Consider the following 14,868-nt stretch of genomic DNA (forward strand, 5'->3'; position numbering starts at 1 on the left):
CCGTCGAGTCGGGAGGGACGCGGGTGGCCGCGATCAAGCTCACACGTGCGCACCGGATACTCGTCGCGATCGTGCTCGCCGGCGCGGTCGTGATCGCGGCGATCGGCTTCGCCGGCTCCTACGCAGCCGTCCGTGAACTGGCCGAACGCAAGGGCTTCGGCGGCTTCGCGCCGTTCTTCCCGATCGGCGTCGACGCGGGCATCGTCGTCCTCCTCGCCCTCGACCTGCTGCTGACCTGGCTGCGCATCCCCTTCCCCCTGCTGCGGCAGTCGGCGTGGCTGCTGACGGCGGCGACCATCGCGTTCAACGGCGCCTCGGCGTGGGGCGATCCGCTCGGCGTCGGGATGCACGCGATCATCCCCGTGCTGTTCGTCATCACCGTGGAGGCCGCGCGGCACGCCATCGGCCGGGTCGCGGACATCACCGCCGACCGGCACATGGAGGGCGTCCGGATGTGGCGCTGGTTCCTCTCGCCGATCCCCACGTTCCGGCTGTGGCGGCGGATGAAGCTGTGGGAACTGCGGTCGTACGAAGAGGTCATCGGGATGGAACGCGACCGCCTCGTCTACCAGGCGCGGCTGCGCGCCGACTACGGGCGGGCGTGGCGCCGCCGCGCCCCGGTCGAGGCGCGGATGCCGCTGAAGCTGGCGCGGTACGGCGTCCCGCTGCAGGAGACGGCACAGAACGGACTCGCCGCGGCCGGGCTCGCCCTCCCGCAGGAGCGGCACGAGGCCCTGCCGCCCGCCGCCGGGGAGCGCCCGCCCGCGCCCGTACCGCCGGCCGTCGCCCGCCCGTACGGCCCCGAGCCGCGGGAGGCGCAGGAGCCGCAGGAGGCACCGGAGGCGGGCCCCGAGGCCCCGTGGTGGCTGGACAACCAGCCGGCCGCCCCGCGCGTCCCCGTCGGCTCCGGCGGCAGGACCCGCACGCTGGGTGTCCCGCCCGCGGACGGCGTGCCGGAGGCGGCCCGCCCGGTCCCGGCGGGAGCGAACGGCACGGTGCCCGGCGCCGAGTCCATAGCCGAGGCCGTCGCCGGCGCACCGCCCGCGACGGCCACCCGCCAGGAGCCGCCGGAACCGGCCCCCGAACTCTCCGCCGCGGAGGCTGAGGCGTACTACGGCGCCTACCGCCAGTACGTCCTGGAGCAGGGCCACTTCCCGAACGCCCGCCAGCTCTCCCGCTTCCTCCACGAACGCTTCGGCACCACCGACGCCGACGGCGCGCTGCTGAGCGAGCAGTACCTCCGCGAGTTCACCCGCGGCTTCAAGGAGCGCTACAACGCCGACCTGGGCACCGGCGTCTGACGACACCGGCGCCCCCGGCTCCCGGCGGCCTCAGCCGCCCAGCAGCGTCCGTACCCGGTCCGCGCCGACGGCCAGCAGCAGCGTCGGGAGCCGCGGCCCCGTCTCGCCGCCCACGAGCAGCCGGTACAGCAGCGCGAAGAACGCCCGCTGCGCCGCCTTCAGCTCGGGCGTCGGCTTCGCGTCCGCCGGCAGCCCGGCCCGCATCTTCGGCACGCCGTACACCAGCGTCGTCAGCCCGTCCAGCGACCAGTGGTCCGCGAGGCCGTCGACCAGCAGCCGCAGGGAGGCCCGCTGCTCGTCGTCCAGTGAGGCGAGCAGCTCCGCGTCCGGCTCGGGCCGCACCCGGGTGCGGGACTCGGCGGGCATCTGGGTCTCCACCCAGCAGGCGGCGCGGTCGAGCCGGGGCCGCGTCTCGTCCAGCGAGCGGACGGGGTGCGCGGGGTCGAGGTCGCCGAGGATGCGGAGCGTCTGCTCCTCGTCCCCGGTGGTGACGTCGACGACGGAGGCGAGGGTGCGGTACGGCAGGGGGTGCGGCGTCGCCGGCAGCGGGCCGCCGGCCGTGCCGACCGCGCGGGTCCACGACGCGACGTCGGCCGGCTGGGCCGTGCCGTCGGCGACCTTGCGGCCGAGCGCGTCCCACTCGTCGTAGGTCCGCTGGATCTCCCCGTCGAACGCGATCTTGAACGACTGGTTCGGCCTGCGCCGCGCGTACAGCCAGCGCAGCAGCGGCGCCTCCATGATCCGCAGCGCGTCCGCCGCCGTCGGCACGCCGCCGCGCGAGCTGGACATCTTCGCCATGCCCTGGATGCCGACGAACGCGTACATCGGCCCGATCGGCCGCTCGCCGCCGAACACCTCGCGCACGAGGTGCCCGCCCACGACCCACGAGGAGCCGGGCGAGTGGTGGTCGACGCCGGCGGGCTCGAAGACGACGCCCTCGTACGTCCACCGCATCGGCCAGTCGACCTTCCACACGAGCTTGCCGCGGGTGTGCTCGGCCAGCTTCACGGTCTCCTCGTGGCCGCACTCGCAGGCGTAGCTCAGCTCGGTGGTCCCGTCGTCGTACGCGGTGACGGTGTTGGTGTCGCGGCCGCAGACCGTGCAGTACGGCTTGTACGGGTAGTACGCGCCGCTGCCGCCGCTGCCGTCGTCCTCGCCGGCGGCGCCCGAGCCCTCGACGGCCGCCCGCTCCGCCGCGTCACCGGACGGCTCGGGGGCCTGCTCGGCCTGCTTGGTGCGGTACCGGCCCAGGACCGCGTCGATCCGCCGCCGCTCGCGCATCGCGAAGAGGATCTGATCCCGGTAGGCGCCGGCCGTGTACTGCGCGGTCTGGCTGATCTGGCGGACCTCGACGCCCATCTCGCCGAGGGCGGTGACGAGCGGCGCCTTGAAGTGCTCTGCCCAGTTCGGGTACAGGCTGCCGGGCGGCGCGGGGACGGCGGTCAGCGGCTTGCCGATGTGCTCGTTCCACGAGGCGTCGACGCCCTCGACACCGGCCGGCACCTTGCGGAACCGGTCGTAGTCGTCCCAGGAGAGGATGTGCTCGCACGGGACGCCCCGCCGCTTGATCTCGTCGGCGACGAGGTGCGGCACCATGATCTCCCGCAGGTTCCCCAGGTGGATGGGGCCGGAAGGACTCACTCCGGAGGCGCAGACGACGGGTTTGCCGGGCGCGCGGCGCTCTGCCTCGGCGATGACCTCGTCCGCGAGTCGGGAGACCCAGTCCGCGGTCTCCGGGGTGGTCTGGGGCACGGTGTCGCACTTCCTTCTCTGTGACTGGGCTGTTCTGTGACCGGGCTCTTCCGCCGACCGCGTCCATCGGCGGCCGGGCGGACGTCCGGACGGCGGCCGGGCGCGGCACCGGCCGGGCGGGAGTCCGCCCCCCATTCTCCCACCCGGGGGGCGTCCGCCGCCCGTGGGATACTGGCGCCCATGACCGCGGTCCCCTCCCTCAGCAGCTCCGTCCATCAGCGCCTGTCCGCCGCCCTCGCCGCCGCACTGCCCGAGGCGGCCGGCGCCGACCCGCTGCTGCGCCGCAGCGACCGCGCCGACCTCCAGGCCAACGGGCTGCTCGCGCTGGCCAAGCGCCTCAAGGGGAACCCGCGCGACCTCGCCGCCCGCGTGGCCGCCGAGGTGGACACCGAGGGGCTCATCCGGGACATCGAGGTGTCGGGGCCCGGCTTCCTCAACATCACGCTCACCGACGAGGCGCTGGTGCGCACCCTCGCCGGGCGCGCGGCCGACGAGCGGCTCGGCGTCCCGTTCGCCGCGGCCCCCGGCACCATGCTCATCGAGTACTCCGGACCGAACGTCGCCAAGGAGATGCACGTCGGCCACCTGCGGTCGACCGTCATCGGCGACACCCTCGCCCGGATCATGGACTTCCGCGGCGAGAAGGTCATCCGCCGCAACCACATCGGTGACTGGGGTACGCAGTTCGGCATGCTCATCCAGTACCTCACCGAGCACCCGGGCGAGCTGGACCACGAGGGCGGCGAGGGAGCGGGCGAGGCCGCCATGTCGCGCCTCGGCCGGCTCTACCGGGACGCCCGCGCCGTGTTCGACGGCGACGCGGAGTTCAAGGAGCGGGCGCGGCGCCGCGTCGTGGACCTGCAGGCGGGCGAGCCGGAGGCCCGCGCCCTGTGGCAGCGGATCGTTGACGAGTCCAAGCTCTACTTCAACGCGGTCTACGACCGGCTCGGCGTGCTGCTGACCGACGAGGACGTCGTCGGCGAGTCCGCGTACAACGCCGATCTCGCCGCGCTGTCCGACGAGCTGGAGGAGTCCGGCGTCGCCGTGCGGTCCGACGGCGCGCTGTGCGTCTTCTTCGACGACGTGCGCGGCCCGGACGGGGAGCGCGTCCCGCTGATCGTCCGCAAGGCGGACGGCGGCTTCGGGTACGCGGCGACCGACCTCGCCGCCATCCGCAACCGGGTCGGCGTCCTCGGCGCCGACACCGTCCTGTACATCGTGGACGCCCGGCAGGCCCTGCACTTCAAGATGGTGTTCGAGACGGCGCGGCGGGCCGGCTGGCTGCCCGACGGGGTCGCGCACCACCTGCCGTTCGGCACGGTCCTCGGCAAGGACGGCAAGCCGTTCAAGACCCGCTCGGGCGAGACGGTGCGGCTCATGGACCTGCTGGACGAGGCGGTCGAGCACGCCGCCGGGGTCGTCGCGGAGAAGGCCCCCGACCTGCCGGCCGACGAGGCGGCGGCGCGGGCGCGCGACGTCGGCGTCGGCGCGGTCAAGTACGCGGACCTGTCGACGTCCAGGACCCGTGACTACGTCTTCGACCTGGACCGCATGGTCTCCCTCACGGGCGACACCAGCGTCTACATCCAGTACGCCCACGCCCGTGTCCGGTCGATCCTGCGGCGCGCGGCCGCGCAGGACACCCCGGCGGCCGCCGCGCACCCGGAGCTGGCGCTCGCCCCCGCGGAGCGCGCCCTCGCGCTGCACCTGGACGAGTTCGGCGACACCCTCGAGGCCGTCGCCGCGACGTACGAGCCGCACAAGCTCGCGGCCTACCTGTACGGGCTCGCGTCGCAGCTCACCACGTTCTACGACCAGTGCCCGGTGCTGTCCGCCGACGACGCCGCGACCGTGGCGAACCGCCTGTTCCTGTGCGAGCTGACCGCGCGCACCCTGGCGCAGGGCCTCGCCCTCCTGGGCATCGAGGCGCCCGAGCGTCTCTGATCCCCCGCCACCGCCCTCCCGGCCCCCGGGAGGGCGGTGCCGCTACCCGGTCCCGGGGCCGAAGCGCCGCCGGTACGCCGACGGCGTGAGCCCCGTCTCCCGGCGCAGCACGGTCCGCAGGTGGGCGGCGGTGCCCAGTCCGCTGCGCCGCGCGACCACCTCGAAACGCGCCTCGCCGCGCTCGATCAGCCGGCAGGCCAGCGCGACGCGTTCCCGCGTGAGCCAGGCCAGCGGCGTGGTGCCGAGCTCCGCGCGGAAGCGGCGGTGCAGCGTCGCCGGGCTGACGGCGGCGCGTGCCGCGAGGCCGGTCACCGTCAGCGCGTGTCCAGCCGCCCCTGTGCCCAGGCCAGGACCGGTGCGAGGGACTCGTCGGGGACGTCCGGCACGGGGCGTTCGATGAACTGCCGCTGGCCGCCGTCCCGGTGGGCGGCGAAGACCAGGCGCCGGCTGACGGAGTTGGCGATCTCCGCGCCGTGGTCGCGGCGGACGATGTGCAGCCCGAGGTCGAGCGCGGCGGCGCTGCCGGCGGCGGTGAGGATGTCCCCGTCGTCGACGAACAGCACGTCCTCCGCCAGCCGGACGGCCGGGAACCTGGCGCGGAAGGAGTCCGCCCACCGCCAGTGCGCGGTGGCGCGGCGCCCGTCGAGCACCCCGGCCTCGGCGAGGGTGAACGCGCCGCTGCAGAACCCGACGAGCCGCGCACCGCGCGCGTGGGCGCGCCGGACGGCGTCGAGCACGGCGGGGCGGCGCGGCACCTCCACATCGGGCCGGTTCGGCACGATCAGCGTGTCCGCCGCGTCGGCCGCCGCCAGCCCCGCGACTCCGGTGAGGGTGAAGAAGCCGTCCCGCATCACCGTGTCGGGTTCGGGGGAGCAGAGGCGGAAGTCGTAGAGGTCCCGGCCGATCTCGGGTCTGCGCAGCCCGAATACCTCGGTCGCGCAGCCGAGTTCGAACGGGTTGGAGTTCTGGTCCACGATGACGACGACCCGGTGCGGGACGGCCGCGGGAACCGTGTGAGAGGAATGGTGCGGCATATGAGATTCCTAGCACTCCCGCCGGCCGCGCCCACCGGCGAGCATCGCTCCATGGACAGCGAACCCATCCTCCTGCGCGAGGCCCTGGCCTCCTTCGACGCCCTGTGGAGCCCCCGCATCGTCACCCGCGTCAACGACTACGACGTCCGTGTCGCGAAGTTCGAGGGCGAACATCTCTGGCACGCCCACGACGACACCGACGAGTTCTTCCTCGTGCTCGACGGGGAGCTGCACATCGCGCTCCGCGAGCCGGCCGGGGAACGCACGGTCCGGCTCCCCCGGGGCGCGGTCTTCACCGTCCCGCGGGGCACGGAGCACCGGCCGTACGCCCCCGTCCGCGCCGAGATCCTGATGTTCGAGCCCACGGGCACACCGACCGTCGGCGACCGCCACGACGAGGTGCCCGACCACATCGACGTGACGACCGGGCACGCGCTCGGAAGCTGAGCCCGCCCGTCACGCCTCCGCCGCTGCCCGCGCCAGCGCGCGGGCGGCGGCCCGGCGCCACGCGTGGCCGGTGCCCCGGTGCCGCGTCGGGTGCACCCGGTTCGTCAGCAGGACGAGCAGCGTGCCCGTCGCCCGGTCGGCGACGACGCTCGTCCCGGTGAACCCGGTGTGCCCGAACGCCGTCGGCGACGCCAGGTCCCCCATCCAGTCCGGCTGGTCGAGCTGCCAGCCGAGACCGCGCGCCGCCCCGGGTCCGAGGTGCGCGTTGTGGTCGGTCAGCATCTCCCGCACCGACGCCGCCGCGAGGACGCGCCGCCCGCCGTACGAGCCGCCGTTCAGCATCGTCTGCGCGAGCACCGCCACGTCCCACGCGGTCGCGAACACCCCCGCGTGCCCGGCGACGCCACCGAGCGCGTACGCGTTCTCGTCGTGCACCGTGCCGTGGACGAGGGGGCGGCCGGTCCACGGCTGCTCCTCGGTGGCCGCGACGCGCGGCAGCAGGGCGGCCGGCGGCCGGTAGCGGGTGTCGGTGAGGCCGAGCGGGCCGGTGACGAGGCCGGCGACCAGCGCGGCGAGGTCCCGCCCGCCGGCCGCCTCGCACAGGGCGCCGAGCGCGATCAGGCCGAGGTCCGAGTACGCGTACCCCTCGGTCAGGGGCTGCCGCGCGATCGCCGCGAGCCGCGCCGCGCCGTCCGGGAAGGGCGCGAGGTCGATGACGGGCGGCAGCCCGGCGGTGTGCGTGAGCAGCCGCCGCGCCGTCACCCCGGCCGGGAAGCCGGGCAGGTGACGGGCGACCGGCGCGTCCAGGTCCAGCGCGCCGCGCTCGGCGAGCGCCACCGCCACCACCGCCGTGTACAGCTTCGACAGGGACGCCAGGTCGAACACCGTGTCCGTCCGCATCGGCACCCGCGCGCCCCCGTGCCGCACGGCGGAACCGCGCGCAGCGTGCTCCACGACGACACCGTGCCGCGCCGCGAGCACCACGAACCCGGGGTACGCGGGCTCCGGCTCCCGGCCGCCCGGCAGGAACGCCTCCAGGGCGGGCACGATCCCGGCCACCGCGTCCGCCGCGAGTCCCGCCTCCGCCGGCGTACCGGGCCGCAGCTCCGTCATGCCTGCCGGTGCACCTTCGTGTTGGACGCCTGGGCGCGGGGCCGCAGCACCAGCAGGTCGACGTTCACGTGCGGCGGACGCGTCACGGCCCACGCCACGGTGTCCGCCACGTCGTCGGCCGTCAGGGGCTCGGCGACCCCCTCGTACACCTTGGCCGCGCGCTCCGCGTCGCCCCCGAACCGGACCAGGGAGAACTCTTCCGTCCGCACCATGCCGGGCGCGATCTCGATCACCCGCACCGGCCGGTCCACGATCTCCAGGCGCAGCGTCCGCGCGAGGACGTGCGCCCCGTGCTTGGCCGCGACATAGCCCGCGCCGCCCTCGTACACGCCGTGCCCGGCGGTCGAGGAGATCACGACGACGGTCCCGGCGCCCGAGGCCGTCAGCGCGGGCAGCAGCGCCTGCGTCACGTGCAGGACGCCGAGGACGTTGACCTCGTACATCGTGCGCCAGTCCGCCGGGTCGGCGTCGGCGACGGCGTCCATGCCGAGGGCACCGCCCGCGTTGTTCACCAGCACGTCGCAGCGGTCCAGGGAGGCGGCGAACGCGTCCACCGCCGCCCGGTCCGTCACATCGAGCGGGTACGCCTCGGCCCGCCGCCCGGCCGCCGTCAGCTCGGCGGCCAGCGCCCCGATCCGGTCGGCGCGGCGGGCGGTGAGCACCACCCGGTGGCCCTCGGCGGCCAGGCGGCGCGCCGACGCGGCGCCGATGCCGCTGCTCGCCCCCGTGACGACGGCGACCGGCGTCGCCGCGGCGGGACCCGCAGGTCCCGGTGAGTGGGTGGGCGTCGTGGACACAGGTGCCTCCCGCGTACCTCAGTGCTCTCGTGGCACATACATGATGACCACGACCCCGGCCAGCACGATCAGCGCGCCGATCACGTCCCACCGGTCCGGCCGGAAACCGTCCGCCACCATGCCCCAGGCCAGCGACCCGGCGACGAAGACACCACCGTACGCGGCGAGAATCCGCCCGAACTCCGCGTCCGGCTGGAGCGTCGCCACGAACCCGTACAGGCCGAGCGCGGCGAGCCCCGCCCCGATCCACAGCCAGCCGCGGTGCTCCCGCACGCCCTGCCACACGAGCCACGCCCCGCCGATCTCGCACAGCGCGGCCAGCACGAACAGCGCGACCGAGCGCGCGACCGTCATCCCCGGCCGGCCCGCAGCCGCAGCGCGAACTCGGTGGCCCAGTAGGTGAGGACCATCTCGGCGCCCGCGCGGCGGAACGCCATCAGCGTCTCCTCGATCGCCCGCTCACGGTCCAGCCAGCCGCGCTCCGCCGCCGCCTCGACCATCGCGTACTCGCCGGAGATCTGGTACGCCGCGACCGGCACCGGCGAGACGTCGGCGATCTGCCGCAGGATGTCCAGGTACGGCAGGCCCGGCTTCACCATCACCATGTCGGCGCCCTCGGCGAGGTCGAGCTCCAGCTCGCGCAGCGCCTCGCGGGCGTTCGGCGGGTCCTGCTGGTACGTCTTGCGGTCGCCGGTCAGCGACGAGTTCACGGCCTCCCGGAAGGGCCCGTAGAACGCGGACGCGTACTTCGCGGTGTACGCGAGCAGCGCCACGTCCCGGTGACCGGCCGCGTCGAGCGCCGCCCGGATCACGGCGATCTGGCCGTCCATCATGCCGCTGGGGCCGAGCACGTGCGCGCCGGCCTCGGCCTGCACCACGGCCATCTCGGCGTACCGCGCGAGCGTCGCGTCGTTGTCGACGCGGCCGTGCGCGTCGAGCACGCCGCAGTGGCCGTGGTCCGTCACCTCGTCCAGGCAGGTGTCGGCCATCACGACCAGCGCGTCCCCGACCTCGGACCGCACGTCCCGGAGCGCACGCTGCAGGATGCCGTCCGGGTCGGTGCCCGGCGTGCCGACCGCGTCCTTCTTCGCCTCCTCCGGCACACCGAACAGCATGATGCCGCTCACCCCGGCCCCGGCCGCCTCGGCGGCGGCCCGCCGCAGCGAGTCCCGCGTGTGCTGCACGACGCCCGGCATCGTCCCGATCGGCACCGGCTCGGCGATGCCCTCCCGGACGAACGCCGGCAGGATCAGGTCGGCGGCGTCGAGCCGGTGCTGCGCGACCATCCGGCGCATGGCCGGCGTGGTCCGCAGCCGCCGGGGCCGGACCACCGGGCGGCGGGGGTCGTGCGGGTCCTGCGGGTCGATCATCGGAACTTCCTCGTCTCACCCGCGCCCGGCGCGCTACGGCGTACGGGTCCGCCGGCGCTGCGGGCGCTTCTCGCTCGGCCGCTTCAGCACCTCGCCGGCCTCCAGGGCCGCGAGCCGCCGGGCGGCACCGTACTGGGCCAGCGCGTCCGTCAGCGCCTGCACCGAGGGCTCGGGCGCCATGACGTCGACCCGCAGGCCGTGCTCCTCGGCGGTCCGCGCCGTCGCCGGGCCGATGCACGCGATCACCGTGACGTTGTGCGGCTTCCCGGCGATGCCGACGAGGTTGCGCACCGTGCTGGACGACGTGAACAGCACGGCGTCGAACCCGCCGCCCTTGATCGCCTCCCGCGTCTCGGCCGGCGGCGGCGAGGCGCGCACCGTCCGGTACGCCGTCACGTCGTCCACCTCCCAGCCCAGCTCCACGAGGCCGGCGACCAGTGTCTCGGTCGCGATGTCGGCACGCGGCAGGAACACCCGGTCGATCGGGTCGAACACCGGGTCGTAGGGCGGCCAGTCCTCCAGCAGCCCGGCCGCCGACTGCTCACCGCTCGGCACCAGGTCGGGCCGTACGCCGAACGTCCGCAGCGCCCGCGCCGTCTGCTCGCCCACGGCCGCCACCTTGATCCCGGCGAACGCCCGCGCGTCGAGCCCGTACTCCTCGAACTTCTCCCGGATGGCGCGCACCGCGTTCACCGAGGTGAAGGCGATCCACTCGTACCGGCCGGTGACCAGGCCCTTGACCGCGCGGTCCATCTGCTGCGGGGTCCGCGGCGGCTCGACGGCGATCGTCGGCACCTCGCTCGGCACCGCGCCGTACGACCTGAGCTGCTCGGACAGCGACGCCGCCTGCTCCTTGGTGCGCGGCACGAGGACCTGCCAGCCGAACAGCGGCTTCGACTCGAACCACGACAGCGGCTCACGGCGCTCCGCCGCCCCGCCCGACCCGACGACCGCTATGACGGGCCGGTCGCCCTCGGGGACGGCAGGACCTTCGCGGACTTCAGGGCGCGCTCGACGGTGCCGAGCGTCGCGGACCAGGTCCGCTGCCGCGTCGTCGTGCCGGCGACGGTGACCGACAGCGGGGTGTCGGGCTTCCGGCCGGCCGACACCAGCCGCGCCGCCGTCACGCCGACCGCCTCCAGGGAGGTGCTGACGACGACGGTCGCGTCGGAGGCGCCGACCTCGCTCCAGCAGCGCTCGTCGGCCGTGGGGGCGTCCACGAAGCGCACGTCGCCGCCCTCGGAGCCGCGCAGCGGCACCCCGGCATAGGCGGCCACGCCCACCGCGTGGGAGACCCCCGGCACGACCTCGAACGTGATGCCCTCGGCGGCCAGCGCCAGCATGTCGGCGGCGGCGTCGGCGTCGAGGCCCGGGTCGCCCGCGACCGCACGGACGACCCGCCTGCCGGAGCGCGCGTACCGCATGACAAGATCGGCGGCATCACCGGCGACGGCCGCCGCGGCGTCCTGCAGCGGCGTGTCGGCCTCCGGCCGGACGTGCCCGCGGACGACCTCGTACGCCTCCGGGTCGGCGACGAGCACGTCGGCCCGCGCCAGCGCGTCGACGGCGCGCAACGTCAGCAGACCCGGGTCACCGGGTCCCGCTCCGAGGAAGGTGACGTGCCCGAGGGCTGTGTGGACTTCGCCGGCCGGCTGCGTGGTGACGTGCGGCTGGGCGCGTGTGGTGCGTGCGGCGGTGGGGCTCAATGTGCTCGCTCCCCCATCAGACCGGCCGCGCCCTTGGCGAGCATCTCGTCGGCGAGGGTGCGGCCCATGGCCGCCGCCTCCCCGGCGGACGCCGGTACGGGACCGGTGGTGGACAGCTGCACCAGCGCGGAGCCGTCGGTGGTGCCGACGACGCCGCGCAGGCGCACTTCGGTGACGGTCTGCCCGTCGTCCCCCGTGAGCAGGTCGGCGTACGCGCCCACAGGTGCGCTGCAGCCGGCCTCCAGGGTGGCGAGCAGGGTGCGCTCGGCGGTGACGGCCATGCGGGTGTGCGGGTCGTCGAGGCCGGCGAGCTGGGCGGCGAGTGCCGTGTTCGAAGCGGCGCACTCGACCGCGAGTGCCCCCTGGCCGGGGGCGGGCAGCACGGTGTCGGGGGACAGCGGCTCGCTGATCTCCCCGGCCCGGCCGATGCGGTGCAGTCCGGCGGCGGCGAGCACGACGGCGTCGAGCTCGCCGGAGCGGACGTATCCGATCCTGGTGTCCACGTTGCCCCGGATGGCGACCGTCTCGATCGTCCTGCCGAGGGAGCGCGCCCAGGCGTTGAGCTGGGCCGTCCGGCGCGGGGAGCCGGTGCCGATCCTGGCGGGGCGCGCCGGGTCGGCCGTCAGCTCCTCGAACGGCAGCCCGGCGCGGGAGACCAGCACGTCCCGCGGGTCGGCGCGCCGCGGGAGCGCGGCGAGCGTCAGGGCCTCGGGCTGCGCGGTGGGAAGGTCCTTGAGGGAGTGGACGGCGAAGTCGATCTCCCCGGCGAGCAGCGCGTCGCGCAGCGCCGAGACGAAGACGCCGGTGCCCCCGATGCTGGCGAGCGCCTCGCGGGAGACGTCGCCGTACGTGGTGATCTCGACAAGCTCGACGGGCCTGCCGGTGAGGCGCTCGACCTGCCGTGCGACACCGCCCGACTGTGCCATGGCGAGCTGGGAGCGTCGCGTACCGAGCCGCAGGGGCCGGTGCGATGCGTTCATGACCGCTCCTGTTCCGGGTGGGCGTGGTTCAACGTGGGGTGGGCGGCGGCCGCGCCGGGGTCGGCCCCCGCGAGGTCGAACAGTTGTCGCAGGGCCGCCGCATAGTAGGCGCCGCCCGGCTCGCCCGCCAGTTCCTTGACGCGGACGGTCGGCGCGTGCAGCAGTTTGTCCACGACGCGGCGGACCGTCCGGGTGATCTCGGCGCGCTCCTTGTCGTCGAGGCCGGGCAGCCGGCCGTGGAGCCGGGTCAGCTCGGCGGCGACGACGTCGGCCGCCATGGCGCGCAGCGCGACGACGGTGGGCGTGATGTGCGCGGCGCGGCGGGCCGCGCCGAACGCGGCGGTCTCCTCGGCCACGATCGCCCGCACGGCGTCCACGTCGGCGGCCATCGGCGCGTCGGCGGACGCGGCGGCGAGGGACTCGATGTCCACCAGCCGCACGCCGGCGAGCGCGTGGACGGCGGCGTCGACGTCGCGCGGCATGGCCAGGTCGAGCATGGCGAGCACCGGCCCGGTGGCGGAGGTGTGGGTGTGGCCCTCGACCACCGGACACGGACAGGGGCGGCCGGCGGAGCGGCGGGCGCGTTCCCGCACGACGGCGGCGACCGCGTCGGCGGTGAGCACGGTGCCGGACGCGCCGGTACAGGAGACGACGATGTCGGCCAGGGCCAGCTCGGCGGCCATGGAGATCGCGTTGATGGGGACGGCACGGGCGCGCGGGCCGTCCTCCGGGGCGGCGAGCGCGGCGGCGAGGCGTTCGGCACGCTCCAGCGTCCGGTTGGCGATCACCAGTTCGGCGACACCGGAGCGGGCGAGCGTGGTGGCGGCCAGCGAGGACATGGAGCCCGCGCCGATCACGAGGGCGCGGCGGCCCCTGAGCCAGGCGGCCGGGTCGCCATGGCCGCACGGGTCGCCGGCCGCGAGCCGGTCGAGGCCGAACGTGACCAGGGACTGCCCGGCGCGGTCGATGGCCGTCTCGCTGTGCGCGCGCTTGCCGACGCGCAGGGCCTGCTGGAACAGGTCGTTCAGCAGCCGCCCCGCGGTGCGCTCGTCCTGCGCGAGGGCGAGGGCGGCCTTGATCTGCCCGAGGATCTGCCCCTCGCCGACGACCATCGAGTCGAGACCGCAGGCCACCGACAGGAGGTGCTCGACGGCGGCGTCCTCGACGTGCCGGTAGAGGTAGGGCGCGAGGTCCTGCTCGCCGACACCGCTGTGCCGGGCGAACAGCGCGGTCAGCGCGTCGGCGCCGGCGCGGCCCGCGCCGGGCTCCAGCTCGGCGTACAGCTCGATGCGGTTGCAGGTCGACAGGACGGCGGCCTCGGCGGCCGGTCCGTCGGTGCCGCCGAGCATGTCGTGCAGCAGCTTCGCGGCGGCCTCGGGCGCGAGCGCGGCCCGCTCCAGGAGGCTGACGGGCGCGGTGCGGTGGCTGATGCCGATGGCGATCAGAGTCATGCGGGCATCACCGCCGCCGGGAGGCCGCCGTCGCCCTGCTCGCCCGGGGCACCGGGCGCCGCCGGGGGCGCGGCCAGGTCGCGGGGCAGGGGCGCGCCGATGTCCTCGGCGGCCTTGCGCTGCTCGTGGAAGGCGAGGATCTGCAGCTCGATCGACAGGTCCACCTTCCGCACGTCCACGCCGTCGGGCACCGACAGGACGGTCGGGGCGAAGTTCAGGATGGAGGTGACGCCGGCCGCCACGAGACGGTCGCACACCTGCTGCGCGGCACCGCCCGGGGTCGTGATGACGCCGATGGAGACACCGCCGGTCTGGATGATCGACTCCAGGTCGTCGACGTGCTGCACGGCGATGCCGGCGACCTGCCGGCCGGTCATCGCGGGGTCGGCGTCGATCAGGGCCGCGACGCGGAAGCCGCGGGACGCGAACCCGCCGTAGTTGGCGAGGGCGGCGCCCAGGTTGCCGATGCCGACGATGACGACGGGCCAGTCCTGGGTGAGGCCGAGTTCGCGGGAGATCTGGTAGACGAGATACTCGACGTCGTAGCCGACGCCGCGCGTGCCGTAACTGCCGAGGTAGGAGAAGTCCTTGCGGAGCTTGGCCGAGTTCACCCCGGCGGCGCTCGCCAGCTCCTCCGACGAGACCGTGGGCACCGAGCGCTCCGAGAGCGCGGTGAGCGCCCGCAGATACAGCGGGAGACGGGCGACGGTAGCCTCGGGGATTCCCCGGCTACGGGTCGCCGGTCGGTGATTTCGGCCAGTTGCCACGGTGCTCCTGCCGGTCGGGCCAAGCGGAGGTCGCGTGTCCGCGGCGCAGGGACGAGCGCCGGGACCGTTCCGTCGTGACCAGGCTATGTCTTTGTGAACGCGTGCACAAAGATGGTGTCCGTTTTGTCCATCCAAAGTGACCGGTGCCACACGCACCAACGAGGACACCCGTCACACTCCTCAGATCGTTCCGCAGGCGGATAAAA

11 protein-coding genes and 2 pseudogenes are annotated in these 14,868 nt (G+C 74.9%); 3 read left to right on the top strand and 10 right to left on the bottom strand.

Annotated elements, in window-relative coordinates:
• Positions 1-23: 23 nt before the first annotated feature.
• Positions 24-1,301 carry a DUF2637 domain-containing protein gene (locus EMA09_RS12825; RefSeq protein ID WP_129841195.1) on the top strand — a complete coding sequence of 426 codons (1,278 nt, stop codon included), beginning with the start codon at positions 24-26 and terminating at the stop codon, positions 1,299-1,301.
• A gap of 30 nt (positions 1,302-1,331) precedes the next feature.
• Here the strand turns inward: EMA09_RS12825 and lysS are convergent, their stop codons facing one another.
• Positions 1,332-3,053 (bottom strand): lysine--tRNA ligase, encoded by a 1,722-nt coding sequence (lysS, locus tag EMA09_RS12830; RefSeq protein ID WP_129841196.1) that lies wholly within the window; start codon positions 3,051-3,053, stop codon positions 1,332-1,334.
• Between the two features lie 180 nt (positions 3,054-3,233).
• Here lysS and argS point away from each other — a divergent pair, with 180 nt between their 5' ends.
• Positions 3,234-4,997, top strand: a complete 1,764-nt coding sequence (argS, locus tag EMA09_RS12835; protein ID WP_129841197.1) for an arginine--tRNA ligase — start codon at positions 3,234-3,236, stop codon at positions 4,995-4,997.
• Between the two features lie 42 nt (positions 4,998-5,039).
• Here argS and EMA09_RS12840 read toward each other — a convergent pair.
• Positions 5,040-6,031: pseudogene (locus EMA09_RS12840) on the bottom strand (helix-turn-helix domain-containing protein).
• Positions 6,032-6,082: 51 nt separating this feature from the next.
• On the opposite strand from EMA09_RS12840, the gene EMA09_RS12845 reads away from it, so the two are divergent.
• Positions 6,083-6,478 (top strand): cupin domain-containing protein, encoded by a 396-nt coding sequence (locus EMA09_RS12845; protein WP_129841198.1) that lies wholly within the window; start codon positions 6,083-6,085, stop codon positions 6,476-6,478.
• 9 nt (positions 6,479-6,487) lie between these two features.
• Here the strand turns inward: EMA09_RS12845 and EMA09_RS12850 are convergent, their stop codons facing one another.
• The 8 genes and pseudogenes from EMA09_RS12850 to EMA09_RS12885 form a co-directional block, all read right to left on the bottom strand.
• The gene (locus tag EMA09_RS12850) at positions 6,488-7,591 is read right to left on the bottom strand and encodes a serine hydrolase domain-containing protein (RefSeq protein ID WP_129841199.1); all 1,104 of its coding nucleotides are present in this window, start codon (positions 7,589-7,591) and stop codon (positions 6,488-6,490) included.
• A complete protein-coding gene (locus tag EMA09_RS12855; RefSeq protein WP_129841200.1) occupies positions 7,588-8,388 on the bottom strand; it encodes an SDR family NAD(P)-dependent oxidoreductase in 801 nt (266 codons plus the stop codon). The genes EMA09_RS12850 and EMA09_RS12855 overlap by 4 nt, the downstream gene beginning before the upstream one ends.
• 18 nt (positions 8,389-8,406) lie before the next feature.
• A complete protein-coding gene (locus tag EMA09_RS12860; RefSeq protein WP_129841201.1) occupies positions 8,407-8,742 on the bottom strand; it encodes a YnfA family protein in 336 nt (111 codons plus the stop codon).
• Positions 8,739-9,758, bottom strand: a complete 1,020-nt coding sequence (hemB, locus tag EMA09_RS12865) for a porphobilinogen synthase (protein ID WP_129841202.1) — start codon at positions 9,756-9,758, stop codon at positions 8,739-8,741. Before hemB ends, EMA09_RS12860 begins: the two co-directional genes overlap by 4 nt.
• A 33-nt stretch (positions 9,759-9,791) precedes the next feature.
• A pseudogene (locus EMA09_RS12870) lies at positions 9,792-11,341 on the bottom strand (uroporphyrinogen-III synthase).
• Between the two features lie 119 nt (positions 11,342-11,460).
• Positions 11,461-12,444, bottom strand: coding sequence for a hydroxymethylbilane synthase (gene hemC, locus EMA09_RS12875; RefSeq protein ID WP_129841203.1), 984 nt, complete (start codon positions 12,442-12,444; stop codon positions 11,461-11,463).
• Positions 12,441-13,895, bottom strand: a complete 1,455-nt coding sequence (locus tag EMA09_RS12880; RefSeq protein WP_129841204.1) for a glutamyl-tRNA reductase — start codon at positions 13,893-13,895, stop codon at positions 12,441-12,443. Before EMA09_RS12880 ends, hemC begins: the two co-directional genes overlap by 4 nt.
• Positions 13,892-14,662 (bottom strand): redox-sensing transcriptional repressor Rex, encoded by a 771-nt coding sequence (locus tag EMA09_RS12885; protein ID WP_129841205.1) that lies wholly within the window; start codon positions 14,660-14,662, stop codon positions 13,892-13,894. Before EMA09_RS12885 ends, EMA09_RS12880 begins: the two co-directional genes overlap by 4 nt.
• Positions 14,663-14,868: the final 206 nt, after the last annotated feature.

Source organism: Streptomyces sp. RFCAC02 (assembly GCF_004193175.1).
Lineage (GTDB): Bacteria > Actinomycetota > Actinomycetes > Streptomycetales > Streptomycetaceae > Streptomyces.

What these genes read in the sequence shown, in the direction of transcription:
- EMA09_RS12850 (WP_129841199.1), bottom strand. Translation starts at nt 7,591, where the DNA reads ATGACGGAGCTGCGGCCCGGTACGCCGGCGGAGGCGGGACTCGCGGCG.
- EMA09_RS12860 (WP_129841201.1), bottom strand. Translation starts at nt 8,742, where the DNA reads ATGACGGTCGCGCGCTCGGTCGCGCTGTTCGTGCTGGCCGCGCTGTGC.
- argS (WP_129841197.1), top strand. Translation starts at nt 3,234, where the DNA reads ATGACCGCGGTCCCCTCCCTCAGCAGCTCCGTCCATCAGCGCCTGTCC.
- hemB (WP_129841202.1), bottom strand. Translation starts at nt 9,758, where the DNA reads ATGATCGACCCGCAGGACCCGCACGACCCCCGCCGCCCGGTGGTCCGG.
- EMA09_RS12880 (WP_129841204.1), bottom strand. Translation starts at nt 13,895, where the DNA reads ATGACTCTGATCGCCATCGGCATCAGCCACCGCACCGCGCCCGTCAGC.
- hemC (WP_129841203.1), bottom strand. Translation starts at nt 12,444, where the DNA reads ATGAACGCATCGCACCGGCCCCTGCGGCTCGGTACGCGACGCTCCCAG.
- EMA09_RS12845 (WP_129841198.1), top strand. Translation starts at nt 6,083, where the DNA reads ATGGACAGCGAACCCATCCTCCTGCGCGAGGCCCTGGCCTCCTTCGAC.